Consider the following 25,087-nt stretch of genomic DNA (forward strand, 5'->3'; position numbering starts at 1 on the left):
ACCGTCCTTTCCGCCTGCTGGCGGCGACCGAAGGTCGAGGGCGGGGAGGATGTCAACCGGCGTGATTGCCTTGCTCTGCGGCGTGACGCGCTGGCGTTCCATCTGAAGTTGCGGCACCCAGCGGCGCAGCACCGCCTCGCTTACGCCGACCGAGCGGCTTGCTTCCATATGGCTATAACCCTGGTCGAGCGCCAGACATGCGGCTTGTTGTTTGAACTCCGGCGAAAACGTACGTCGTTGCTTGTTCATCAGACACCTCTTCATGGCGACCATTCTCGCCTTAAATCAGCGACCGAATTCATTAGACAATTAGACCACTACACCGTCTCTTTAGAGTGGTCGCGATGCCGCTTGGTTATTGAAGTCGTGTTCGCGCGTCCAGGCGCACAGCTCGATAGCTGTCAGTTGTCGAAGAGCTCGCGTGCCGCCAATAGGCTGCTTGTGTCGAGATTCCCCTGTTGGTGTGTACTACTAATGTATCGGCTGGAATCACGAACTTATCTTTTCAATCGTGCGTCGTAAGTCTGTTGGGCGAGATCGCCGGTCAGCGCAAGCCAAAGGAACGGACTCAAATACCCTGCCTGCTCATGGGCCGGTCTTCGACACTGCGTAAGTTTTAATCCATCAAAACATGCCCTAAACCCTGAAAAAGCGGACATTTGAACGTGGCCCCGAAGCGGACATCTGAAAATAGCCTGGACATTGTTTGTTGTGTGTAATAGCTGCACGGTAATGCCCGCTGGACATCTCAAAATGGCTTTGAAATTGTGGGTGACCCGTATCAGCAGATCTATGAGTGGCGGGGTGCCTTCAACGCGATGTCGCAGATTACGGCCCCTGAATGCGCGCTCACCGAATCAATCCGTTTCGGCGCGACCAACGCGGCGCTGGCGAGCCGACTGCTTGGGCGAGTCGGTGCCGCTTCGCGGGAAGGATGCCATCGGCTCAATGCTGGTCGAGGATTCTTCGCTCGCGCCGCCGGTCGACACGGTTCTGTGCCGAAAGAATGTGACGGCGATCTGGCAACTCGCAGCGGGGCTCGAAGCTGGCCACCGGCCGGCCATTCGCATGAGCCCGCTGGAAATTGCCGCTTTCGCCGATGGCGCGGATCTTCTACTCGCCGGGCAGCGCGCATTCAAGCCCGCGGCATTTTCCCTGTTCGAGAACTGGGCCGATGCCCTGGCGTTCTCGCGCACGCCGTTCGGGCGTGAGCTGCGCGCGCGCTGAGCATTCAAAACGCATGTCCAGGCCGGACGGAATGGAGCGTTTGCGCGAGGTAGCCCGCCTCCATGGTGGAAAGTGTCTGTCGATAGGCTATACGAAGCTAACGGAATGTTATCGCTTCCGGTGTGCTGAGGGGCATGAGTGGGAGACGATTGGTTCGGATGTTATGCGTGGCGCATGGTGCGGGGTTTGTGCAGACCAGAGGAAGGTTCATGTAGATTGTCAATTACGATGGCCGCCCGAACGACAACTATCTTGGCCGGTCGGCGGGGTTAGTTGTCGCTGTTCAGCTCGCCATAGTTGTCGTTCCTTCCGGTTCGGGTTGGGGTAATTGACGCCGCCGCGCGCGCTTGTTGTCGTCGGCGCTGCGGCGTCGGTAGCTTTCTACGTTCAGCTCGAAGATCGTCGAGTGATGGACCAGGCGATCGATGGCAGCCACCGTCATCGACGGATCGGGGAACACGTCGCTCCAGCCGGAGAACGGCTGATTGGCCGTGATCAGCAGACTGCGCCGCTCATAGCGTTCGGCAATGAGTTCGAATAGCACGCTGGTTTCCGCTTGATCCTTGCGCACGTATGACAGGTCATCGAGGATGATCAAGTCGAAGTGATCGAGCTTGGCAAGCATCGATGGCCATTGCAGGCTCTGGCGGGCCGCCTGCAGCTTCTGCACGATTTCGCCGGTGCGTGTGAACAGCACACGGTATCCGGCGTCGATCAACGCATGGCCGATGCCACAGCCCAAATGGCTCTTGCCGGCACCTGGTGGCCCGAACAGCAGGATCGTGGCGCTTTTCTCGAGCCACGAGTCGCCGCTGGCAAGCGCCATTACATGCGCCTTGGAGACCATCGGCACCAAGCCGAAGTCGAACGTCTCGAGTGTCTTGCTCGGATCCAGATGCGATTCGACACGGTGCCGCTCGATGCGTCGTTTCGCGCGTTCGGCCAGTTCATGCTCGAGCAGCGCGCCGAGCAGGCGCGTAGCCTGCCAGCCTTCCTTGTCGGAGCGCTGCGTGAACTCAGGCCATAGCCGCGCGATCGTCGGCAAGCGCAGCTCGGTGAGCATCAGCCCCATACGGGCGGCGTCGTAGGTTGCAGGCGCGTTCATACCGATACCTCCTCGCCGATCAGCGTGTCGTAAAGGGCCGCTGCCGGCATGTCGACCGCCACGTGCGGACACTGCGCCTGGCGCGGCGCAAATTCCTGCTGCAGTTGCTTCAGATCGGGCAACTCGCCTGCGGTGAACAACGCGTCGAGCCGCTCGGCAAGGACCGCCTCGACGCCATGATTGGCCGCCAGCTCAAGCAGCCCAACCATGGCCTTGCAGGCTTCGCGCTGAGTGAGCTGCGCCTCGAGCCGCTCCCATGTCCGGCGGTACGCCTCGCGCGGGAACAAGTCGTCGCGAAACGCCAGCCCTTTGAACGCCTGGGGCTTGCGCTTGAGCGCCTCGATGAAGTGCCGATAGTCGAGCTTGCGGCGGCGGCTATTGGCGGCATGCGAGCCTCGCGCGGTGCTATGCACGAGCGCGCCGGACAGATAGCAGTCGAGATGATCTGCGTAGACGCGAACCTTCAGACGGTGGCTGATCAGGCGTGACGGCGCGCTGTAGAGAATGCCGCGCACGGTGAAGGTGCCGCAGCGTGTCACGCGTGCTTCCTCTTCGATGAAGTCGGTCGTGCGATGCGCCGGCAGATCCTGCAAATGTTCGCGCTCGGCGTTGAACGCGGCCGCGTTGCGGCGGTTACGTCGCATGACGACCTCGCGAACAAACGCTTCATAGGCGGCCCGATCATCGAAGTCGCGATGGCCACGCAGCATCAGCGCTTGATCGACCGCCTCCTTCAGATGACGGTGCGAGGATTCCACGCTGCCGTTCTCGTGGGCCACGCCAACGTTGTTGCGTGTGCCGGCCATGCCGTAATGAACCAGCAGCGCGTCATAGCGAGCCGTGAAGTCCTCTTCTGTCTGCAGATTCTTGAACGCTGCCGATAGGCTGTCGGTGCGGTGCTCGTGAGGGCAGCCGCCAGCCTGCCACAGCGCGTTCTGCAAGCCCGTGGAGAGGGCCTCGAAGCTCTCGCCGCCTTCGACGACATAAGCGTATTCCCAGTGCGAGAACGCGAGCACGAAGTGATAGAGCCGGTGGTCCAGGGGCGCGCCGGCGATCGTCACGCGCAGATCCCGCATGTCGGTGAAGTCCGACAACCCCTGCACCCCCGGCAAGTGTTGCTGCGGGAAGAATATCTCCTTGCCGGGGCCCTCCAGGGCTCGCCATTGACTGACGCGCCGCTCGAGCGTGCGTCGTATGCTGTCAGGGAAGAGGCCGGGATGCGCTTCCTGCAGCTTGCACAGCAGCGTGATGGCCTTCAGCCGAGGAGCGTGGCGTAACAACGGCACGACCTCGCTCTCCCAAACATCGGCGAAAGGGTCAGTTCGAGTGCGCCACGTGCGCGGCGGCTTCTGCGACGGCAGACGCCCGTCATGCTCGATGCGCCGGGCCGTGCGAACGCTCATACCCGCCATGGCCGCGGCGACTTCCTGAGTGTGATGTTTGCGCTTGCTCATAAAGAGTCGGACCTGCTGGTCCGTCACGTAGGTTCCGGGCATGGCTGTTCGCTTCTTGTTGGACGCGATCAGCCATCGTAAAACCCCGCTACTCCGGCGCCGCCGGTAGCTCGTCGTCTTCGGCGGCTACGCCGCCTCCGACTCCTCACCACCGGCCAAGGTAAATGTCAAAGGACCGGCCAAGGTAATTGTCGTTCTCTAGGTTCATGCGTATCGCCACAAGGATGGGCTGGGACGGCTGCGCGCATGTGCTGAAAGTCACGGTGGCGTCTGTCTCTCCCTGACATACGAAGGCAGCAAGGGCCGCTACCGTTTCCGTTGCAATGCCGGCCACGAATGGGAAATGCGTGGCGCGAGAATCTTCAGGGGCGCGTGGTGTCTGGAGTGCCGGCACGAGGCAAAGCGCTTCGGAATAGATCGCATGCGCCAATTGGAAACCGTTCAGGGGGGCTGTGCCTCTCTGAAGTTTATCGGAATGCGGCAACCAGGCTGGAATGGGAGTGCAGGCAGGGCCATCGCTGGTGGGCGATACCGGCCGCGATTGCCCGTGGACACTGGTGCCCGGTCTGTAGCCATGAGACTGCGAAGCTGGGAATCGACCTCATGAAGAGCCTGGCGAGAGAGCGAGGCGGGAAGTCCATCTCAACGACGTACGTAAATAGTCCATCGCGCCTGGAATGGGAGTGCACAAAAGGCCATCGGTGGCTTGCAACGCCGAACACGATTCGCAGTGGGCACTGGTGTGCACGCTGTTTCTTCATTAGCATCACGACTACCGAGAGGACACGTCGCCAGCATCGACACGAAGCAGTCTGAATTCAACAGCGGAAACTTCAGATGTCAAATGAAATTGACCGTTCCAATTAAATGGCCACGTGGCAGAGTATGCTAGCGTGTTTGCTCTAGAATCTCGCCCAGTCTGGTGGTGTGCGGTCCCCGCACCTGGAGAGGTTGTCAGTTTGAATGCGGGTGGCAGTCATCCCCAGATTGAATTTGTCACGAAAGCAGGCGATCGTATCTCGTACGCGCAAGGCGGAATGATTTATGGAGCGAAGGTCGGTGACAAGGTCACGGTGTTGTATCGGCCGGAGGAACCATCGCGGGCCCCTACGATAGATCGCTTTGGGGCAGTGTGGAACTGGCCGCTGATGGCGTTGATTTTGGGTGCCGGTTTCAGCTTGTTTGCATCGCTGAACTTAACCGTATCTGGGTGCGGGCGGGCAGTGTCGATTCTATTTTGGCGTATTCGGGACAGCAAAATATTGCCCGTTTGTTTGGGCTGGAATTCACATGTACGGAGATGTTTGCTGGAGCGTAGGGCACAAAAACTGGTCTTTCACCCATGTAAACAATCGCAATTTTTGATGTGCTCGCCGACTTCACCCGATGCGAGTATTGGACTTGGAGTCGGTGCGAGGATGTATCCTTCCTCGATTAAGGCGCTCAATTTTCTCCCGCTCACAATGTTAAATAATGCAACGTGGGCAGGCGTATTTGATGCGTCCAGATATCCTGACGCCGGCACAGTTTGAATCTGGAGCGAGGGCATAGTGGCGGAAAATTTTGAAAAAACACGGAGCATATTTGGAGCTCTCATTGCATTTCTGGCAGCGGTGGTGTTCCTGTTTTCGGCGGTCAGCGCGACGTCTGACACGCTTGACTTTCTCCGGTCGTCTACTCTTGTTTCAGGCCGGGTGGTGGATCTTCCCCATGGGCCGAATCACCCAAAAATCACTTTCATTACGAAAGCAGGGGAGCAAGTGTCCTATACCCAAAACGGATTCGATTTTGATATGGGTGTCGGGGATGAAGTTCAGGTCCGCTATCTTCCGGAAGATCCCAAGTCAAGTGCAAGACTGGATAGGGTTGGCGCGATGTGGGAGAGTTCGATCGGTTGGGGCATCCTCAGTATCGGGTTTGCAATCTATGGGACAGTCTGTTTGTTGAAGCTTCGCCGTGACCGGTTCAAGGAGAACAGTCGGTGATGACATTGAGACCAAGCAAATGGGGTTACGACACAGGCTCGACAGGTGGGATTGGTGTTGGTGCATTGCTTGCGTCCGGGGGGAAGTTTTTCCTGACTGACCCTGCCGAGCAGGATCAGGAATTTTCTTATGCAGGCACAGGCATTGGATCGGGGAGGAGTGTCGTCGGCTTTTTGAAGATTTTTGATATCGGGCTTCCGAAATTTCTCCACCTTCCCCGTGAGGTTGCAGGCACTGGTTCGACGCTCGACTACACCAGTTCTGGATCTGTCTATATGACCAGCGCATTTCATGGCTCAGAGTTGAAGCGATCCGATTTTGTTGGTGGAACTATCTATATTGATGCGGGAGTCGGTGTTGTAGCAGACGGATACAGTGCGACGGTTATGTTGTTGGGGATGAACTCTGCCTTGATGATGATGGGTATTTCAATGCCGCAGTTGCCGTTTTTCAAGCTCGCGATCAGTCAGGCTCCAGCAGTTCTAGTGATGAGAGGATTCAAAACCGGCCTGCAATCCGGTGCGATGACGCCAGGAAAGCAGCAACTGGGAGCGGGTGCGGGGCCGGGATTCTGATCGGGCTTGTGCAATAAGCGAAGTCGATATTTCAGACGATCACTCGCTATCGTTGCGCGGGAACACGTTGCTCACGAGTTGCCCGAGCGCTTCACAAGTCGAGGCATCCTGCGCAGGAGCTGGCGGCGCCATTGATCATTGTCATCGCTGTCGACGCTATTGCTCAATGTGCATTTCGCCCGACGAAAGTGTTTAGGAATGCTTCGTTTGTTACGTGCGCTTGCCTGCGCTGACTAGACCAGTGAGTGCGTCCCCGACTGCGGAGCGCAGGTCAGCATGATCTTGCCCGTGGGTGCGGAGTGGAAAATCACCTGTACATAACTGTTCGCTGGAGCGTAGGGCGAAAAAAAACTGGTCAATTACCCGTGCAAACAGGCTCAGTGAAATGTTACGCATCGCACTTTCGTCGTGTCGACGGAGAAGTCCTGACGGGTCTTCAGGAAAGCCGCTTCCTCAAGAGTCAGATGCCGCAGGCGGTTGGTACACCGCATGTCGTTTCGGGAACAGGCTGGAATCCCGTCGGTCGTCACGGAATGAACCAGATGATCGACGGAATCGAGGAACAGAAAAAGCAGGATCAGGCAACGATCCTCAACGTGTTGATCCCGGGTTGATGCCAACTGGCACATGTGACCATGATTCGAACACCCAGCGCAGGTTGTGTCGGTGCGCGCACAACCAGATGTCTCTTTAGATCAATTTTAGTCGTGACGACTCTTGTGTCGCTCGCAATGACTGGATGCGATATGAACGCGAACGCAGCAAACAAATTCTTTTCTGGACGATATGTCGAGGCGGCCGAAGCTATCGATAAACATGATGCCGAGCGGCTGTCGACGGCCTTGAAGGGACTTGATCCAGACACGCCAGGTCGTGAGCACATGACGCTGATGTGGTATGCGATCCAGAAAAAAGACTATCAGGCGATCCAGAGGCTTGTACGTGCAGGTTCCCGGGTCGATCATCAGGCGGTTGAGAATCTCGGTACGCCGCTGCAGTTCGCGTTGATGGACAAGGATCTACAGTTGTTGGGCGCAATGCTGGATGGTGGTTTGTCGCCGGACTGCCAGGAAGCCGATGGTACCAACCTGCTTCAGCTGGCGATGAAGAGCGATCATGCTTTTGACGCGGTGAAGCTTCTGGTTGCTCACCACGCGAGCGTCAATGCGCGAGACGGAATTGGCGGATCGGCGCTAGATGAAGCCGTGGATACGATGCAGCCAGACATAGCGATCTATCTGCTCGAGCACGGCGCCGATGCCAACGGACACATGAACAACGGTTCCAGCACGGCCTGGGCAGTCCAGCAGACGATTTCGCGGCTGAATCCCGAAGCCGCTGGCACATCGGTCACCGATCTTTCGATGGACAAGAATGATCAGCCTGTCGCGACAAAACAGACGCAGCCTGCGCCCGGGGCAACAGCAGAAGGGCATAAGCAACTGCAAAAGTTCGAACAGCTTCGTGCGTTGATGATGGCGAAAGGTGTCCGGTTTCCGGCTGATCCGCCAGCAAAAGTCCGAGAGCAGATGCGTCAAAGATAAGCTGCGGAGCACATCGTGAGTGATCAAGGGAACACAGTCGGCAGGCTTTACGGGCAAACGGCCAGATTGGGTGCCCCTGCGTCGTCAGCGAACCCGCCTGTAAAGGCCGAAACTCCAGAGGAGGAAGGAGGGCTGTCCAAATGGTGGAGCAACACCAAGCACGAATTGAATGAGGCGGTAGATCATCCGTGGGAGGCGACGAAGGGTGCCGTCAAAGGGATCGCCAATATACCCTCGGATATTGGCGAAATGCTGATGAAGGGCGCAACGCTGCAAAGCGCCGGAGAGATGGAGCAAGCGGCAGCGATGCAAGGTGCTTTCGGCCAGGCACAATAGGCTGCTGAACTCTCGCAAGGCGCGCAAGAAGTTAGAGCGAGCGCGAACTCGATCGAGTTGCCTAAATTCAAGATGAGCAATGCCGCACAGGCTGGCGGGGACAAGATCGCGACGGCCGTATCGCTTGCTGCTGGAGGGGCGGGCTTAGTAAAGGGTGGGATTAGAGGTGTCGCAGCCTTGGGCAAGGCGGGTGCTGCAGAAGGCGCAGAGCTGAGTAAGACAGCCGTAGCTACTGGGAAAGCCATTGAGACTGAAGGAGCAATCGTCGAGGGAACGAAGACTGCGGATGTCTCAGCGAATGCAGGCAAAGTGGCCGACGTAAAAGATGGGGCCAAGGTGGTCAAGCCCGCGAAGCTAAAGCCCGGGTCTCTCGAGCACAAAGCGTCCAGGTGGGAAAAATACAAGGCAAGGGGTGGCAAGAAGGACTACGAGGCGTGGAGCAAGCAATACGACACGAATATGCGCAACTACCAATTTGGTGCTGCGCGTGAATCTGCATACCGCGACGCCATGGACGCCTCCGAAGGCACTCTGAAGACCCCACTCACGAATCGTCAGATTGACATTTTGAAGGCAGATGAAATGTACGCCGGACAGGCTTAAAACAGGACCGGTAAGCTTGACAAAAGAAAATATCATCGCGATTCAGAAGGGTGGTGAGTTGGTCAACCAAGGTTGGCAAGTCGAACAAATTCTTGAACAAGGCGCGTCGAAGCCGTATCTTGATGCTCTGGAAAAAGCAGGTGTGGATGCGCACATTGGTCCTAAAATTCCTTAAGTGGAACTTGATATGAAATTCGATAGAAAAGCTGCTGAAGAAACATTTGACGATTTCTTGGCAGAAATGGACGATCAACTGGATTGGTTGTCTGATGAAGCGAAACGTCAAGGAATTAGACTAAGCGTTGAATTGGATGATCTGTCGAAGTTAGAAAAATTATTCGACATTCTTTCCAATGGGAAGGATAGGGACTACGTGTCGGGACTTGTCGTCACATTTGCGCGCTTTCTCGGAGAGATTGTCAGGGAGAACTGCGGTGGAAAATGGACGCTACCTCTTGATGACGATAAAAATGTTAACTTCAATACCCCAGTTATTGTTGAACATACACCTATCGAAGGGCTTGAGTTTGCGCCGATTTCAGTAATGCGGGCCTATGCGCTTCGTCGAAAGCCAGGAACAATAAAGCGTGCAGTGGATGCTCAGATCAATCCCAAGCCAATCGACTTGAGTGGTTTCGCGGAAGAGTGAGAGAGGCGGTTTGGTGGCGACTAGTAAGGGTTCCGTCTGACCCGATCAAGTTCGGGAACACCATTGGTGGAAAATTAAATTGAGAGTTGAGGTCGTAAGCGCTGTAGTTGCGCTCGCCAAGGCCCGATGACGACGAAATCCGGTTGCTTTACGTGGCTATCACGCGCGTGCAGCATATCCTGGATAGACGAGCTGGTCCGGCAAACTCATCGTTGATACAGTGTTGCCGCGACACAAAATAGGGCGTAAAAAAGCCCCGTGAAAACGGGGCTTCATATGTTGCATACTAGCCGGACACAATAAACAGGGCCGGCGAGCGGCTTTGGTTACCTTGCATGAGTACGACGGCGCAACGGTCCGGCGAGGACCGTCACGTGTTCCGGGAACGGTACGTCAGACGATCGCGTCGCCTCTGCGCGCGTGAGCATAGCAAAGTGGCGCAGGCGAGCCCGAAGCTGCTCCGATGTTTCCGTCGGTGGCAACGCCAGGCGCTTTCGCTTAGTTAGCTTGGCTTGCATGGCCTTCTCCTTGATTTTAAACAGAATTATCACGTTTGACCACTTGCGTCAAGTCCTGCGGCGTGTAGCATGTCGTGCGGCAAATCCTGTTCGAGACGGATAAGGCGCGACCCTCTAGTCAATTCTCGCTTGTATCCCTTGTCGCGATAATATTCGACGAGTTCGGGGTGTGGTCGATTGATCGAGTAGATCGGGCATCGGGCCGCCGCAGCAAGGAACTGCATGTAGCGGCTGGTAGCATCCACGAATGCCCGGCCGGTCGCCTGACCGGGATCACGTTCGATGAAATGTATTGAAGCCACGACCCGGCTGTTGCTAATGCGCCCTAGAATCAGGCCCCATAAACGAGTGCCGATATCCGAGTTGATATAAAAGGCTGCATCAACCCGACGCGGCCGTCGGCGGTAGCGTCTCACCTGGTCTGTCCAGCTCCAGCCGGGCACGTGCTCTGAACGATCATCCTCGTAGTACCAACAACTGGCTTCGGCCGCGGCAGCGTCCGAAATTTCCGCAATGGATACGGCAAATCCGAGTTCGATCGTCAGCGTTTCCGAGGCCACTGTTGCAACGTCACGACGAAGTTGCGCGAAGCGGATCCTAGCGTCTTCAGGCACCAAGGTGGCTGGGACTGAACTGTTTCTATTCATGCATCGTTTCTCCTTGCCGCGGTGCGGCCAACATAAAGGAGGCGCAGACTCGTTTCGGAAGCAATCCTCGCGAAACGGGGCTGTCAAACGATGCGTAGTAAGTTCAGTTGGTATTGCCGATCTAACGGCTCATCCGATTGTACCCTGGCGAGTATGCCGTTCAACGCCAGTTCATGCGGTGACCCTGGGTCGTCTCGTCGTGGCGCTGATCATCTTCCTCGTGCGCATACCGGCTCGTGGTGTTGATCGACTCGTGACCGAGATTGTCGCGAACGGTCCGAAGATCGATCTGGCTGTCGAGCATGTGCGACGCCGCAGTGTGGCGCAGCCAGTGTGCTGACGCCTCTCGGATGTGGGCGGCGTGTTCGATGTGCTCGCCGCCCAGAGCCTCGGTCCAGTCCGCTGCCTTCATGAAGATTGCCTTGATGGCGTTGTGCACGGTCTTGCGGTCGACGCCTTCGCCAGCGAGATTGCCCTGGCGGCGCCGGTATGGCAGCAGCAGGGGCGTGAGCTCCCCGCGCGCAGGCAATGGCTCGCAGCCATGTGCCCGACGGTAGCGCATGAGTTCGCCCAGCAGTTCATCCGACACCGGAATGCGGCGGTATTTCAGGCCCTTGCCCGTGACCTCGAGCCACCAGCGTCGGGCGCCGTCGGCGGCCAGATCCCGGATGAAATGGCCCATTGTGCCGGCGGCGACTTCCGACAGGCGCATGCCCATCAGATAGAAGAGGGTGATCAGCCACCTTGCACGCGCTTTGTCGCGCTGCTGCAGTGGCCCGTCCTCGGGCATGGCAGCGACATAGTCCTTGACGTGCTGCCACATGACGGCAGGCAGATAACGTGTGACGCGCTGCGACGGCCGTCGCCGGCGCTGGCGCAGCAGGCTCAGTGGATTTGCGCGCAGCCAGCCCGCGTCGACGAGCCAGCCGAACAGGCTGTCGAGGATGACCATGGCCTGCTTGACGCTCGCTGGCTCGAGCCGGGCTGCGAACGGCCGCCAGCGGGCGTCGCTGGTTGCATAGCGGGCGCTGCCTTCGGTAATCCAGGTAGCCGCAGGCTGCGGGTCGGCGAGAAACGCCCGGTACCGTGTGAGGTCCTCGTGCGTGAGCGAGGCGACGGGCCGCAACTGCGCGATGACACTCCAGATGGGATCGGTGTGCTGCGGGTCGGCCAGGAAGGCGCGGAACGCACGCAGGTCGTCCTGACGGATCGTGGCCGGACCGTCGAGAGCGTCGGCGAGCGCCCAGAGCAGCAGCCGGTCGGCTTCCTTGCGGTAACTCGCGTAAGTCGCCGGGCTGTCCTGGTAATTCGCGAGCCACAGCGCGATGGCGTCGAGATCGGTCTCGGCGCGGATCTGGCAGCGCGCCGGCTCGGCCTGGTTGTAGCCGAGGCCACCGGGTGTTGCGGCACGAGTCTGGATGGCGGCTGATAGCCGCGCCGGCAGTTGCGGGGTCGTCACGGGGGCGTTCCGGGTTCATCTGGAGGTAGGTTCATTGTGCCAGACCCCAATTCTCTGTCAACTTCCCATAATGGGCATAATGTGAATTATGAAAATCAAATAGTTATTTTTGTTACGTATTACGTTGAATTATTGACTATTGATGGTCTGAGAGTTCTTGGTTGGAACTGATGCATCACGTACTCCTCGCCAGGTCGCTTCCGGTTGCGAGGCAAGGGGCCCTCTTTTGAATTGCCTGATTTCGTCGTTCAACAACAAGCCTTAGCCACCGACAGCTCTATCGGTTGCTTGTCCTGCAGTTCGACATTCCGCCGACAGCCAATGGCCTCTACCATCTGGCTACGCGAACCGCGTTGGAATGCCGACACACACAAGCTCGGCTGGACATACGAGAACACCACCATGGGCGGTACGGTGGATTGGTTCAGGAGGCTGCGGATCTCAATGCGATCTGGATGAGCCGGCCAAGTGCAGTGACGCTGCAAATCGAACTAGCCGGCGATCAGGATCGTGCGCGTACTGCCGTTGTTTGCGCTTGTCATGGCGGCGTGAGGGCGCCTGCAATCGAAGAAGCGCAAGCAGGAACAGAGCCCGGAGCAAATGCAGGAGCAGAAGCCAGAGTAGAGACGCGTCCTAACTAGAATGCCCGGGAGCAAATTGCGATTCCAGGCAGGACCAATCCTGAGCAGGTGTACGAAGCGGTCAGAATGGGCCGGGGTTTGAGGCCAGCCCGGCTGGAAAGGTGATCCGAAAAAAGTGATTGGGGATGGGTATGCAGATCAACGATGTCGAGTTGCAGGCATTGCGCGAGCGCTGGTGCGAAGGCAAATACAGGGCTATACAGCACTCGCTTGAACAAATCGTGCCACAGGCCGATTGGATGGATCTATGCGACGTCATCGATCATCCGGCCGGCAAACGGCTGGCAAATGACCTGCGGGGCGTGCAACTGCTTGCACAGGATTTGAAGAACCTCGATTTGGGCGACAGCTTGTTCGATTTTGCCGTATTCGATCACAGCAGGTTTGACGGCGCACAGTTCCAGTGGTCGATCATGAATGGCGCGTCGTTTCGCGAATGCACGTTGCGCCTGACGCAGATGATCATCGTTTTCGGCGAGGCCATCGACTTTCGTGGGGCGACGTTTGAGCGAGCCTATATCGAACATGCGCAGATTGAAAAATCGAACTTCTCGACAGTCGTGATGCAGGGGGGAACCCTGAGCAATTCGAACGTAAAGCACTGCGATTTTTCCGGCATGCAGTTCGCGAACGGGAAGTTTGAATCTAACGATGCGCGTCGCGGCAATTTCTCGGCAGCGCGTTTCGTCGACTGTAATTTTTCTCAGTCGCTGCTCAACGAGGCGCGCCTCGTTGGGACGTCGTTCGACGATTGCGATCTGAGCGGCGTCGACTTTCGCGGCGCGAATCTGGACGGCGTGGATTTTCGCGCCGGTACGTTCTGGAGCGCGCCAGACGGTACGTTGATGGACCGCACCCGATTCGACGATACCCCGGCGGCACGACGCGCGATTGAACGCAGCACGGCGTTGGGGATGGAAGATATCGAATGGTGCATAGCTGCCACATGAAAGTGGTGAACAAGGACGATGACTGGAAAGGCTCGCAGACCTTCGTAACCCGACGACTGACTGGCGTGTCGCCGCGGGCGTTATCTGTCCGGTTCGATCCAGAGGTGATCCTCGCTTTGGCGATTTCCTCGCGACCACAGCAAACGTAAAAGATCGCGCGCCGGTAGTTGAGTTGTATCTGCGCCTAGCGTCGACGGTAACGCATGCCACGGAATAGCAGGGCTACGATGATGTTGCTGATGCAGATTGATGTGATACGGCCAAAGGATTAGGCGACCGACCCAGCCCACACGCCAAGAATAGGTCCAGTCATCCCAGCCTTCCGTTACTTGCGGGCCGCCGCTATGCTCGGCCATGCTGCGGATCTTCTGGATCATCGCCGAAATTGTCAGCAAAGGCCCAAACCAGAGAGCCGCGATGATCGCGAGCGTGGGCGCGGAACAGAGGATCACGAGCACGGCGACAATGCCAGACCATACGAACGCGGCGGCATGAAATGGGCTGGACAGTCGAAGCGGCTTTGCGCCGGATCGGCGATAGGCGGCCATGTTGCGCACCATGTTCAGCACAAATAGATCCCCGAGTATTTGACGCGCGAGTGCAAACGCTCTCAGTGGTCGAAACTGCCATGGTTGGCCGACATACAGAAAGCGTCGCTCAGGATCGTCTGGCGTACCGACGTTGCGATGATGATCGAGATGCAGCGGACGATAAAATTCGATCGGCACAAGCCCCGGTACGCCAATCGCCGTATTGATCAGGAAATCGTTGAGGGCGCGCCGGCGAGTGAGGTTGTAGTGCGTCGCGTCGTGGTAGAGGATGAAGAGCGCGTGCTGGCGGCTCGCGACAACGAGCATGGCGGCCATATAGACGTACCATGCGTTGACGGCGATGGCGATGCGTATTGCAAATAGCAGGCAGACCCATTCGATCAGCAATGCGCCCATCGTGCGCAGATTTACGTCGAATCGCACGCATGCAAGCGTGGCGAACGCAGCGGCGAGCCCCACGACCGCGCCGGCTGCGACGTCCGCGAGATAATGTTGGCCCGTGGTGAGGACTGTGATGGCCAGCAAGGCGGTCCACACCGCGAACAATCCGGCCACGCGGCGACGCAGGCCGGCGAGCGTCGCGGCGATCGCCATCGGCAACGCGATATGTCCGCTGGGGGAGGCGGCCAGCGGTGAATCGGCACGCTGTAGCCAGTCAAGCCATGCATCGTGCGCGTTGGGCCGCGCGATCATCGTAGGATGGAAAAGATGGCAGACCAGGCAGCCGATTGCCGCAACCGAACCGGCGAAGAATGCGGGTAGTAGCCAGTCTTGTTCGCGCCCGACACCCACGAGCACCGGCATGATCAGCAGATAACTCAGATAGAGCGGTACGGTGGCGGGAATCACAGAGATGCGACGATCGGCCCAGCCGGGCTCAATCGTCTGGATCTGGCCGAGCGGGAAATGCGTAACGAATCCGTATAGCATGCCTGTCACGACCAGATAGGCGACGAGAAGCGCCCACGGGCGGTTGATTGGCAAGGCATTAGCGCCGGACCTTCGGAAGTCGTGTGTCATGGCTGGAAAGGCACGAATGACCGGCTATCATAGCAAGTTGTCTTGTTTCGTCCTGCAGGAGTGGTATCGATGGAACTGCGCGCCAGCGCTGCTGAACTTTCGACTTTGCTTCCGTCTGAGATAGAGCGCATGTATGCGCTCTATGCGGCGTCGTATCGCGACACCACGTACGCACGTTTTCGCGTGGATCTCGACGATAAAACGCATTGCATCGTACTGCGTGGCGTAGATGGCGCGATTCACGGGTTCACGACGCTCAAGCGCTACGCGACGCGCTGGCAGGAAACCGATATACGCGTCATTTTTTCGGGCGACACGATTATCGATCCGGCGCACTGGGGCTCGCAGCAACTGGCATTCGAATGGATTCGCCACGCAGGGCAGATGTGGCGTGAAGCGCCCGATTTGCCGCTCTTCTGGTTCCTCATCGTCAAGGGACACCGGACTTATCGTTATCTGCGCGCCTTCGCGCGCGATTACGCGCCGCGAGCTGGTGTCGCCGAGGCCGAGGGAACTCGCGCCTTGATGGATCATCTCGCGACGCAGCGCTACGGCGGCGCCTATGACCCGTCGACGGGCCTGCTCAAGTTTGAGGAACCGATGGGGCGTCTCGCACCTGCGCTTGCCGAAATTCCCGCTGCACATCGCCAGTTGCCGGAGGTGGATTTTTTCCTGAAACGCAACCCGCAATACGCACGTGGCGACGAACTTGTGTGCCTGTGCGAACTCAAGGCGTCCAATCTGCGGCCACTCGCGCGGCGTCTTTTTGATGCGTTCTGACTCGTCATGCTGATCCGCAAGGCCTCCCCCTCCGATAACGAGCGCATCCTTGCCTTTCACGCACAGCATGCGATGCGCGGAAAGCTGCCCTTGCGCTTCGATCGCACACCCGATTATTTTGCATTGCATCGCTGTCACAGCGATCAGCATGAAATCTGGATTGCTGAGGGCGGGCTCGAAGAGATCAAGGGTGTTGCCAGTCTTGTTGTGCGCAATGGGTATATCGGCGGTCGTGTGCGAAGGATCGCGTATCTCGGCGATCTGCGTCTCGTGCCTGACCGTCGTTTGTCACGCGAATGGACCGGCGTGGTGCGCAATCGTCTTGAAGCGCTGCGGCGCGAGCAGGGTGTCGAACATGCCTTCTGCTGCATGATTCGCGACAATGCGATCGCCGTGCAATCGCTCGCGCGCTCGCGGCGTCCTGATCGACTTCGCTTTGGGCATTGGCATGGTTACGACAATGTGTCGATCTATGCGCGCCGGGGATTTTCCCGCGGACAGGCGGCACCAGACGGCATTCGCATCGTCGAAGCGCGGCCTCAACATGCCGATGCGTTACGCGAGTTTCTCGACGCCATGTCGCGCGAGCAGGCATTGGGCTGCGTGTTTTCCGAACAGGAATTTGAACGGCGCTTGACGGCGTGGCCGGATTTTGGACTGTCGTCGTTTCTGCTTGCGATCGACACGCGCGGCGCGCTGGTGGGTTGTGTAGCGCCGTGGGATGCGGGGCGCATCAAACGCATTGTGATCGAGCGTCTGCCGCCTTCGTTGCAGGCGTTACGCATCGGCGTCAACGCGCTGGCCTCGGTGCTGCGTCGCCCGCCTGTTGCCGCGCCGGGAGAACCGCTGAGCGATCAATATCTGACTCATTTACAGGTACGCAACCGCAATCCGGCGGTGTTCAGCGCGCTTCTCGACGCTGCATGGTCGCGCGTGCGTTCGACCCATGCGCTGATGCAGCTGTGCCTCTACGACAACGATCCGCTGTGGGCTGCCATGCAAGGGTTTCGTTATACCCGCACGCCAATGGACCTCTACACCCTGCCCACGGATGCACGGGGAGTGGCCGATTCCCGCACTATCGACCTGGAGTTGAAGGGCCGGTTGCCAGGCTTCGAGATTTATCTGGTTTGAATCTGGTGCGGGCTGTGGCCGGATCGGGTGACGTGCAGTAGATCCGCGAGTGCTAGCCAGAACCGGCCCGCGTCGAAATTGAGGCCGCCAAGCACAGGCTGTCCGTGATCGAGCCGTGGCAGGCAGACCTGAGGCTTGCCGGGCAGAATCTGATGTTCGAGATAGAACTGTCCATCGTGTGCGCAATCTGGCCGGTTTGCATTGAGCTTCGCGTGATGCGAATCGAATCGTGTAGACGCTTCGATCGACCAACTGACCGCGTGCACGACATGGATCGACTCAGGAATGTTCTGTAACAGCGTGGCAACACGTGGATCGCGTCGGCTGCTGATGTCGCGCGTGCCGTCTGCCATCCAGCGCGAAGCCAGCATTGCGCGTGCAACGCGTTTGCGCAACGACCTGCGCGCTGAATGGCCAGGGGCGTTGAAGACTTCGTCGATGAAGGTCGACGGGCCGATTGGAGGTTGAACCAGAACGACGCCGTCACAGCACGCCATCAAGGCAGGGGTGTCGGCGAGCGCGGCGATCGTATCGAGACCGCCTTTGCTGTGTGTGAGCGCGACGAAGCTTTCGTGAGGCGCTAGCGTCTGACTCAACCAGGCAGCAATGTGCTTGCCCTGAGCGATCACGCCACGTGCGGAGCGCACGGGCACGGTGAGGACACGATAGCCGGCGGCCGCCAGCGTACGGTGCGCATCGCGATGGCAGCCAGGCAGGTATTCAGAGTAGAGCCCGGCAATGAGCACGATCGTCGTGCTGCGGGGCAGTCTGGCATGCCGTTGGCGCCAGCAATCGAGGAATTCCCCGGTCCAGTCAAGCGATCCAGCCTGACGGGCGAAACGGGTAGCGGGATAGTGCCGTTGCCAGTCATCGAAACCATCAGGTGTCCACGGGGCGTGCTTCATCAGCAAAGACTCGTCATATATGCGTGCAAAACCACCTGGCGCGTAGGCATACAAAATCCCGGAGCGATGCGCATGTGTTGTATCCTCCCGTGCATTCCAACGCCACTATGAGGCCCATGCGAGCCATGAATTCTTCGCGTGCAGCGTCTGCTATAGCAATAGAAACGCGACGTTACGATCGCGCCAATCTGCTTGTTCTTTGCCTGCAAAGCGTTGCTTGGGCCGGCACGCTCACCTGGCTTTCCCATACACAGTTGGGCCCGTTGAAATGGCTTGTGCTCGTGCCATTCTGCCTCGTCATGCAAGGCGTTTTTTCTATGATGCATGAGAGTTTTCACGGCTTTGCGCATCGGCATGCAGGGGCCAATTATATGATGATGGCGTGGGCTTCTACGATGTTCGGCGCTTCGGCCACACTGGTTCATGTGAATCATCTCGGCCATCATGTACGCAATCGCACGCGTGCGGAACGCGTCGATTTTGCAGCGCCAGGCGAATCGCTCGCACGCAAATACATCGAGTACTACCTGGGGATACTGGGCGGGATCTGGCTGGGTGCTTCGGTGGGTGGCATCGTGCTCGCGCTCCTGCCCATGCGTACTATTCTGTGGATCACGAAGCGCATCGGCGACAGCACCTATGCAGTGGCGTTCGCTGAGTTCACGGCGGCGGACTTTCGGCGCGTACGCTATGAGATCTTCGCTGCCGTCGTCATCTGGCTGACTGCGGCCTGCCTGCTGGGGTGGTCGCCGAAAGTCGTGTTGATCTCCTACGGTGCGTTTGCTTTTTCGTGGTCGTCGCTGCAGTGGGTCTATCACATGCGTACGCCACTGGATGTCGTCGAAGGAACCTACAACATGCGTGCGCCTTCGGTCGTGCGCTGGCTTTTCCTCAACTTCAACTACAACCTCACGCATCACAGACAGCCTGCCATGCGCTGGCAGGACATGCACGCGGCATCAGATCCGCGTGAGACGCGACCGCTCTGGTACGGCTGGCTCACCGTCTTCGCGCCGCCGCGCCGGTTGCCGGACGACCTCTCCACACTGGATAAGACCTACTTCTGATGACTGCAAGCACGGTTGATCCCGTTGTCACCTGGCGGGCATTCGAACAAGCTTCGCGGCCCGATGTCGAGCGCTGGATGCAACAGATCGAGGCGCCAGCGGCGACGCAGACAGAACGCTTGATGACCTTGCTCGAGGCGAATCGCGACTCGGATTTTGGGCGGCGCCACGGTTTTTCCAGCATCCGTACGCCGGAGCAGTATCGCGAGCGCGTGCCGGTACAGTCGGCCGCCGATTTTCTCCCATGGCTCGAGCGCGCCTCGAACGAAGTTCAAGCCGTGCTGACCAGCCAGCCGCCGCAGTTCTTCGAGCGCACCAGCGGTAGTACGGCGCGTCAAAAGCTGATCCCGTATACGCCATCGTTCCTGCATGAATTGCAGAAGGCGATGATCGTCTGGCTCGCGGACATGATTCGTGTCTACCCCGGTATCGCGCAGGGACGTGCTTATTGGTCGATGTCGCCATCGTTGCAGCTGGGCAGTATCGCCGCGAATGGCGTGCGTATCGGTTCTGCGAGCGATCTTGAATATCTCGGCGGCTGCAGCGCGCAGGCGCTGGCGTCCACGTTGATCGTACCGTCGTTCAGCGGCGATTTCAGCGGCGGTGCGAGTCGATGGCGATATGAAACGCTGCGCTCACTTGTTGCGGACGAAACGCTAACGCTGCTCAGCGTCTGGAGCCCGACTTTCCTCGCAACCTTGTTGCGGCCGCTATTCTCGCCCGCAAATGCGCAGAGCGCATATGAACTTGCGGCGCTGGAAGCCGAGTTACCTACCGCGCGTGCCGTGGCGTTGCGGCGTGCCGTGGAGGCCGGGCATTGCGGTGGCTTATGGCCGCGCCTCACCGCGGTGAGTTGCTGGCTCGACGGCCCGAGCCGGGTCTATGCGCAAGCGCTGCGCGAGCGTTTTCCTGGCGTGCAGTTGCTGGCGAAAGGGCTGTTTGCAACGGAGGGAGTCGTGAGTATCCCCTACGGTACGGAACCGGGCTGTGCTTTGGCGATCGGCAGCCACTATCTTGAGTTTTTGCGCGATGATGGTCGCGTTTGTGATGTTTCGGGACTTTCGACGGGTGACGAGGCACAGGTGGTGATGACGACCGGCGGCGGTCTCTATCGCTATGCGCTGGGCGACCGTGTGCGAGTGACGGGAAAAAGTGGGCGCACGCCGCGAGTCTCGTTTATTGGCCGCACGGCGTCCTGCTCCGACCTGGTCGGCGAGAAGCTCGACGAAGCGATCGTGAACGAAGCGCTGCAACCCCTGTTCGCGCGGGGTGTGAGTGCATGCATTGTGCCGGACTGGCTGGCCGACGTGCCGCACTACGTCTTGCTGCTGGCCGGTACGCAAGAGAACGAAGCCCATGCGTTGGGCAGGGAAGTTGAGTCGGCATTGCAGCGCGTCTTTCACTACGGGCATGCGCGTCGGCTCGGTCAACTGGGCGCGCTGCGCGTGGGGTTTGTGGGCACGGCGCCATCCGCCTTAGGCGAACGATTGCAGCTTGCCGCGGAAAGCACTGGATTGCGCGCGGGTGACGTCAAGGCGAGCGTACTGGTCAGTCGACAGTCGCTGGCTCAAACACTGTTGTCGATGGACGGTGAATGACGCGATGAGCCACAAGGTACGGGGAAGGCATGCGGGAAACTGATTCAATCGGAGTCGATCGCGGGGCGTCGTGCGCACATACATGTACGACAGCCGATGCGCTGGCTACGGCGCAGTTCGATGGCTTGCGCGAACAATGGTATGTGGCGTGCACCACAGAAGAGCTGCCGCACGACAAACCGCTGGGCGTCAGGGTTCTGGATGTGGGAGTCGTGTTGTTCCGCCAGCGCGATGGGGGCATTTGCGCGCTGATCGACCAATGTGTGCATCGGGGCACCCGGCTTTCGGCAGGCAAGGTACAGAACGACCGGCTCGTTTGCCCTTATCACGGCTGGCAGTACGATGTCGAAGGGCAGGTTGTATGCGTGCCGAGCATCGACGGCGTAGAGCCCGCATCGAAGCAAAATCGATATCCATTCCGGCAACGTGCATTGCCGGTACAGTCGCTCGACGGTCTAGTGTGGGTTTATATGGGCAATGGGGACGAGTCGGCGTGCCCGGTATTTCGTATGCCGATGCGCGACGTCAAGCCGTGGCAATCGTATTACATGGTGAACACATTCGACGGCGATATCGCCATGTTGGCGCAGAATTTCATGGACGTGCCGCACACCGTCTTCGTGCACGACGGCATTTTTCGCAGCGGCCGGGGCGAGCCGATGGAGGCGAGCGTCGTGACGACGCCGAATAGCGTTGACGTCACCTATCATGACGGTGGCGACCGCATCGGTTTTTGTCTCGATTGGCTCACGAATCCCGATGGCGTGCCGCTTGAGCACACCGATCGGTTCATCGCGCCCAACGTGACGCGTTGCGAATATCGTTGGGGCGAGCGCTCGGGTTTTTTGATCGTTAGCCAGATCACGCCGCTCGATGCGCGGCGCTCGCGCGTATACACCTACATCGCGTATCGTTTCAGGCTGCCGCGAGCGATTCTGCGTGCGCTGCGCCCGCTATTGCATCTCTATACCCACCTTGTGATCCAGCAGGATGTGCGCATCATGCGTGCGCATCGGGAAGGTTTGGACAATGCGCCGGGATTTCGGCCGCATAACGTGCGCGCCGATATTGTGCATGTGGCGATCGATCGCCTGATCGATACGGTCCGGCGTGGCGAGCCGCTGGATGCCGCGCAGATTGGCGAGAAGACCGTGCGTTTCGAAATGTAGCGGTGCAGCGCGGCAAACATCCGCTTCGGTGAATCAAATCAGCTCAACTTTCGTTCAATTAGCGATGAAGGCCGCGAGCTATGCTGCGAGCGTTGTTTAACAGACGGTCGTGGAGAACGGTCGCCGATACATAACGTTGCATCATTATTGCGATGCGCCACTTTTGGCGGAGTCGTGAAGGGGGAAATCTGGCTCGTAGCTTGGATCATGAAATTGATGTTGCATTGTTCTGGTATCAATAATGTCGATTCCGTAAGCCGTATCGACCTCGACATACTTCGCGTCCTCACTGAATCTGGCCGAGTAGATGCCCGATCCATACGATGCTGTCCCCAGGAACCGGGTTCGACGATTTATCTCGTAGAGCGTCAGGAGCGTTGCCTGTGGTGATCGACGATCGGCCTTTAGCGGCGGCCCATAAAGAACGACGTATTTATTATCGGCGCTGAAGTTTCCACCTGTCACCTCGTGCTTGATATTCCGTAACGTGGCGCTTCCGGTCAGAGAGACGAGCACGGGGCGGCCTTGCGTGCGCCTTTCAATCCGATAAGCTTCGTCGCAGGAAGTCACTGCGCCATAGGCGGTTGCAATGACGGGAAGCAGGAGCAAAAAGCAGAGCAATTTGATAAACAAGATCAGCGGCCGTTCTCGTTCAGCAGGGACTTTTCCCACGCCGGCGCGGAGTCGTCGACGTCGTGGTAGCAATCGAGGCTTGCCAGTTGTCGGCCGCTAGAGATATCGAACAAAACGCATGACATGTTGAAGTGAAGGGATCCGGTTTTGTAAGCCACCAGATTTCCGTGCTGCCAGAATATCCATCCCCACACAAACGGAGCGCCCTCAATTTGACGGATGCGGCGGGTGCCACGTGCAATAACGAGTGTGGTTGGGTAGCTCTGTCCGTCTGCGAATGAATGGCGCTCGATCCAGCCGTGCAAGCCATTGGGCGATACGTGATCCGTCAAATCAGCGGGCTTATTTTCTGCTGTATGGGCTGATACAGCGCCCGCCAGCAACACGCTGGCCATCGTCAGTTTTTTTCCTGTCCATCGCATCATTGAGCCAACGAATTGCGGTTGATAAGTGTAGTCAATATACTGTCGCGGGATTTTTCGAACGGGTGATCTGCAGTGAGAATTTCGCGCCACGGTATGAGTGGTCACTGGTTTTCCAGCGACTAGCCGTGCTCTATCGCGACTCGCGGATCATCGGGCGCGGTAGTCCCACGGCACGTCCCGGAATGTCCTGTGACGGTATCACGAATGCGAATTCTGGCTCTGATGCTGCGAGCGTTGCGCGTTATTGTGGTGATGCGGCTGCTTGCGAGCGGCCTTCCTGGCGTGGTGTGACTGTGGCGTGCTCTGGCCTTCGCCAAAATAATACGTTTGTGAGGTTTGCGCGTGACCGATTACGGGGAGTAGCAGGGCGGTCAATAACAGGATCTTGGGCGATTGCATGGGTTCTCCTTCTAACCGCGGCATGATTGCGCAGCGTGCTCTGATAACAGCATAGCCGATGGTTCTTGTTTGCGCCGTTCAGGCAGGCTGATGCGACCGCTTATGCCGTCTGAGTCTAAAGCCGTGGCAGCAACGGAGAGACGATTCTGACGCTACCATTTCGTATGACAATCAATCATCGCCCGATCTGGTGACACCATGGATTCTCCCCCAACGAATCGATGCCCATTCAATCGGACCTCGCGGTCCGGGACTTCTACGACGCGCCCCGCGGGTACATGGCCGCCCGGCCCGCGAGGCGGGATCACTGGTTGGCGCCTGCTTGGTGCGATGTCGCGCGATTTGCCAGGTGCACTGTCTGCATGGAAAGAGCAGTATGGCGACCTTGTGCATCTGCGCCTCTGGCCCGAACATGAAATCGTGGTTGCGGAACCGACGCTCGCACGAGAGTTGCTCGTCACCCATCACGATGCGCTGATTCGCTGGGAGCGTGGCATCCGCATATTTTCCGCAGTGCATGGGCAAAGCGTGCTGACTACCGAGGGTGAAACATGGCGCGCCCGTCGCCACGCGTTGCTACCTGATTTCTCCCCCAAAGCCATTCAGCGCCTTACGCCGTCAATCGTGGATGCCGTGTCGCAAGCGTTTTCGCAGTGGCCTGCAAATGCCTGCGACTGGCACGTAGAGCGCGCGCTTACGACGCTGACCATGGATGTAATTCTGAAGATGGTCTTTTCAGGCAGTATCGGCGATGACGTGCACGTGGCCGAGCATGCGATCCGCGTGATAAGTATGGCGACCAACGCCGAGTTTTTTTCTCCGGTCGTCCTGCCCGACTGGATGCCCTGGAAACACAACAAGCGCCGCGCGCTAGGAAGTTTGAAAGCGCTCATCGAGCGGCACTTGCAGGACCGCCTTGGTCTGGCTCGTGCCGCCTGGCCAGACGACCTGCTCACTCGCCTTCTGCAACCACGCGACGACGCGCCGACTTTGTCGCTCCAAGACGTGCGCGACGAGTGCATGACCAGTTTCCTCGCCGGACATGAGACTACGGCCGCGACACTGGTCTGGTGGGCGTGGTGTATGGCGTCGAACCCAGCTGCACAACGCCTTGCGCGCGATGAAGTGCAGCGTGTGCTGCGAGGCGCTGCGCCGAGCGTCGAAACGCTGCCGGCCCTGGATTACGTGGTTCAGACGATCAAGGAAACCTTGCGGCTCTATCCTGTGGTGCCCGTGCTGTTCAGCCGCCGGGCCAGGCGTGCCATTCAGCTGGGCGGCTGGACATTCCCCGCACGCACGCTATTTGTCATTCCCGCGAACGTGTTGCATCGTGATTCGCGTTGGTTTTCCGATCCTGAATCGTTTAAACCCGAGCGCTTCGCTTCCGGTGCGCCGGAAGTGCCACGTGGAGCCTATATCCCGTTTGGAGCAGGCCCACGCGTCTGCCTGGGACAGCATCTAGCGATGAGCGAGATGACCGTCATCGCCGCGATGTTGCTGCAGCGATTCGAGTTGTCCATCCCGCACGGATCGGAGCCGCCGCACGCGGTTTTGAACGTGACGCTGCGCCCGGATCAACCCATGCTGCTGAGAGTTTCACCTGTCAGTGCCACCGTCGCGTAGGTCGAGAACCATACCGAGATTGTCGCGGTCGCTGCCGGCGTCGTGATCAAATGCGAGCCGCTTTATTGCAAGACAAATCAGATCAGTATT

General features: G+C 58.5%; 26 protein-coding genes and 1 pseudogene. 17 read left to right on the plus strand and 10 right to left on the minus strand.

The window, feature by feature from the left end:
- Positions 1-249 (minus strand): transposase (locus U5A67_RS37320; protein WP_321818328.1); only part of this gene is annotated, 249 nt, incomplete at its 3' end.
- Positions 250-948: 699 nt separating this feature from the next.
- Here U5A67_RS37320 and U5A67_RS37325 point away from each other — a divergent pair.
- Positions 949-1,227: a hypothetical protein gene (locus tag U5A67_RS37325; RefSeq protein WP_321818329.1), complete on the plus strand. Its 279-nt coding sequence runs from the start codon at positions 949-951 to the stop codon at positions 1,225-1,227.
- A 283-nt stretch (positions 1,228-1,510) separates the two neighbouring features.
- On the opposite strand, the gene istB is transcribed toward U5A67_RS37325, so the two are convergent.
- Together istB and istA are read right to left on the minus strand one after the other, a co-directional pair.
- Complete coding sequence (gene istB / locus U5A67_RS37330) at positions 1,511-2,332, minus strand: IS21-like element helper ATPase IstB (protein WP_321818330.1); 822 nt, start codon at positions 2,330-2,332, stop codon at positions 1,511-1,513.
- The gene (gene istA / locus U5A67_RS37335; protein ID WP_321818331.1) at positions 2,329-3,828 is read right to left on the minus strand and encodes an IS21 family transposase; all 1,500 of its coding nucleotides are present in this window, start codon (positions 3,826-3,828) and stop codon (positions 2,329-2,331) included. Before istA ends, istB begins: the two co-directional genes overlap by 4 nt.
- Positions 3,829-4,715: 887 nt before the next feature.
- Between istA and U5A67_RS40815 the strand changes: the two are divergent.
- The 9 genes and pseudogenes from U5A67_RS40815 to U5A67_RS37380 all read left to right on the plus strand — a co-directional run.
- Positions 4,716-4,985 (plus strand): annotated as a pseudogene (locus tag U5A67_RS40815) (DUF3592 domain-containing protein); the annotation flags it as partial.
- 351 nt (positions 4,986-5,336) lie between these two features.
- The gene (locus U5A67_RS37345) at positions 5,337-5,771 is read left to right on the plus strand and encodes a DUF3592 domain-containing protein (protein WP_321818333.1); all 435 of its coding nucleotides are present in this window, start codon (positions 5,337-5,339) and stop codon (positions 5,769-5,771) included.
- Positions 5,771-6,346: a hypothetical protein gene (locus U5A67_RS37350; protein WP_321818334.1), complete on the plus strand. Its 576-nt coding sequence runs from the start codon at positions 5,771-5,773 to the stop codon at positions 6,344-6,346. The genes U5A67_RS37345 and U5A67_RS37350 overlap by 1 nt, the downstream gene beginning before the upstream one ends.
- 299 nt (positions 6,347-6,645) lie before the next feature.
- On the plus strand, positions 6,646-6,960 hold the full coding sequence (locus U5A67_RS37355) for a hypothetical protein (RefSeq protein ID WP_321959807.1): 315 nt from the start codon (positions 6,646-6,648) through the stop codon (positions 6,958-6,960).
- 132 nt (positions 6,961-7,092) lie between these two features.
- Positions 7,093-7,890, plus strand: coding sequence for an ankyrin repeat domain-containing protein (locus U5A67_RS37360; protein ID WP_321818336.1), 798 nt, complete (start codon positions 7,093-7,095; stop codon positions 7,888-7,890).
- A 15-nt stretch (positions 7,891-7,905) separates the two neighbouring features.
- On the plus strand, positions 7,906-8,226 hold the full coding sequence (locus U5A67_RS37365; RefSeq protein WP_321818337.1) for a hypothetical protein: 321 nt from the start codon (positions 7,906-7,908) through the stop codon (positions 8,224-8,226).
- Between the two features lie 72 nt (positions 8,227-8,298).
- Complete coding sequence (locus tag U5A67_RS37370; protein ID WP_321818338.1) at positions 8,299-8,829, plus strand: hypothetical protein; 531 nt, start codon at positions 8,299-8,301, stop codon at positions 8,827-8,829.
- 16 nt (positions 8,830-8,845) lie between these two features.
- Positions 8,846-9,004, plus strand: a complete 159-nt coding sequence (locus tag U5A67_RS37375; protein WP_321818339.1) for a hypothetical protein — start codon at positions 8,846-8,848, stop codon at positions 9,002-9,004.
- 12 nt (positions 9,005-9,016) lie between these two features.
- The gene (locus U5A67_RS37380) at positions 9,017-9,478 is read left to right on the plus strand and encodes a hypothetical protein (protein WP_321818340.1); all 462 of its coding nucleotides are present in this window, start codon (positions 9,017-9,019) and stop codon (positions 9,476-9,478) included.
- Positions 9,479-10,025: 547 nt separating this feature from the next.
- Here U5A67_RS37380 and U5A67_RS37385 read toward each other — a convergent pair.
- Together U5A67_RS37385 and U5A67_RS37390 are read right to left on the minus strand one after the other, a co-directional pair.
- Entirely contained in the window at positions 10,026-10,643 is a 618-nt protein-coding gene (locus U5A67_RS37385) for a hypothetical protein (protein WP_321818341.1), read from the minus strand.
- A 160-nt stretch (positions 10,644-10,803) separates the two neighbouring features.
- Positions 10,804-12,102 (minus strand): tyrosine-type recombinase/integrase, encoded by a 1,299-nt coding sequence (locus tag U5A67_RS37390; protein ID WP_321818342.1) that lies wholly within the window; start codon positions 12,100-12,102, stop codon positions 10,804-10,806.
- A 772-nt stretch (positions 12,103-12,874) separates the two neighbouring features.
- On the opposite strand from U5A67_RS37390, the gene U5A67_RS37395 reads away from it, so the two are divergent.
- Positions 12,875-13,693: a pentapeptide repeat-containing protein gene (locus tag U5A67_RS37395; RefSeq protein ID WP_321818343.1), complete on the plus strand. Its 819-nt coding sequence runs from the start codon at positions 12,875-12,877 to the stop codon at positions 13,691-13,693.
- A gap of 80 nt (positions 13,694-13,773) precedes the next feature.
- On the opposite strand, the gene U5A67_RS37400 is transcribed toward U5A67_RS37395, so the two are convergent.
- The gene (locus tag U5A67_RS37400) at positions 13,774-15,228 is read right to left on the minus strand and encodes a fatty acid desaturase (protein ID WP_321818344.1); all 1,455 of its coding nucleotides are present in this window, start codon (positions 15,226-15,228) and stop codon (positions 13,774-13,776) included.
- Between the two features lie 105 nt (positions 15,229-15,333).
- Here U5A67_RS37400 and U5A67_RS37405 point away from each other — a divergent pair, with 105 nt between their 5' ends.
- Together U5A67_RS37405 and U5A67_RS37410 are read left to right on the plus strand one after the other, a co-directional pair.
- Positions 15,334-16,044, plus strand: a complete 711-nt coding sequence (locus tag U5A67_RS37405) for a hypothetical protein (protein ID WP_321959808.1) — start codon at positions 15,334-15,336, stop codon at positions 16,042-16,044.
- A 6-nt stretch (positions 16,045-16,050) separates the two neighbouring features.
- Entirely contained in the window at positions 16,051-17,178 is a 1,128-nt protein-coding gene (locus U5A67_RS37410) for a hypothetical protein (protein ID WP_321818346.1), read from the plus strand.
- On the opposite strand, the gene U5A67_RS37415 is transcribed toward U5A67_RS37410, so the two are convergent.
- Positions 17,166-18,083: a hypothetical protein gene (locus U5A67_RS37415; RefSeq protein WP_321818347.1), complete on the minus strand. Its 918-nt coding sequence runs from the start codon at positions 18,081-18,083 to the stop codon at positions 17,166-17,168. The genes U5A67_RS37410 and U5A67_RS37415 overlap by 13 nt on opposite strands.
- Before the next feature lie 125 nt (positions 18,084-18,208).
- On the opposite strand from U5A67_RS37415, the gene U5A67_RS37420 reads away from it, so the two are divergent.
- From U5A67_RS37420 to U5A67_RS37430, 3 genes are all read left to right on the plus strand, one after another.
- Positions 18,209-19,150: a fatty acid desaturase family protein gene (locus U5A67_RS37420; RefSeq protein ID WP_321818348.1), complete on the plus strand. Its 942-nt coding sequence runs from the start codon at positions 18,209-18,211 to the stop codon at positions 19,148-19,150.
- A 122-nt stretch (positions 19,151-19,272) separates the two neighbouring features.
- Complete coding sequence (locus tag U5A67_RS37425; RefSeq protein ID WP_321818379.1) at positions 19,273-20,748, plus strand: GH3 family domain-containing protein; 1,476 nt, start codon at positions 19,273-19,275, stop codon at positions 20,746-20,748.
- Positions 20,749-20,891: 143 nt separating this feature from the next.
- Positions 20,892-21,917 carry an aromatic ring-hydroxylating dioxygenase subunit alpha gene (locus tag U5A67_RS37430; RefSeq protein ID WP_321818349.1) on the plus strand — a complete coding sequence of 342 codons (1,026 nt, stop codon included), beginning with the start codon at positions 20,892-20,894 and terminating at the stop codon, positions 21,915-21,917.
- A 144-nt stretch (positions 21,918-22,061) separates the two neighbouring features.
- On the opposite strand, the gene U5A67_RS37435 is transcribed toward U5A67_RS37430, so the two are convergent.
- From U5A67_RS37435 to U5A67_RS37445, 3 genes are all read right to left on the minus strand, one after another.
- Positions 22,062-22,550, minus strand: a complete 489-nt coding sequence (locus tag U5A67_RS37435) for a hypothetical protein (RefSeq protein ID WP_321818350.1) — start codon at positions 22,548-22,550, stop codon at positions 22,062-22,064.
- Between the two features lie 2 nt (positions 22,551-22,552).
- Positions 22,553-23,080, minus strand: a complete 528-nt coding sequence (locus tag U5A67_RS37440) for a hypothetical protein (protein WP_321818351.1) — start codon at positions 23,078-23,080, stop codon at positions 22,553-22,555.
- Positions 23,081-23,173: 93 nt separating this feature from the next.
- Positions 23,174-23,374 (minus strand): hypothetical protein, encoded by a 201-nt coding sequence (locus U5A67_RS37445; RefSeq protein ID WP_321818352.1) that lies wholly within the window; start codon positions 23,372-23,374, stop codon positions 23,174-23,176.
- Positions 23,375-23,572: 198 nt separating this feature from the next.
- Here U5A67_RS37445 and U5A67_RS37450 point away from each other — a divergent pair, with 198 nt between their 5' ends.
- Positions 23,573-24,997 (plus strand): cytochrome P450, encoded by a 1,425-nt coding sequence (locus tag U5A67_RS37450; protein WP_321818353.1) that lies wholly within the window; start codon positions 23,573-23,575, stop codon positions 24,995-24,997.
- The last annotated feature ends 90 nt before the right edge of the window (positions 24,998-25,087 follow it).

Source organism: Paraburkholderia sp. J69-1, assembly GCF_905220255.1.
Taxonomy (GTDB): domain Bacteria; phylum Pseudomonadota; class Gammaproteobacteria; order Burkholderiales; family Burkholderiaceae; genus Paraburkholderia.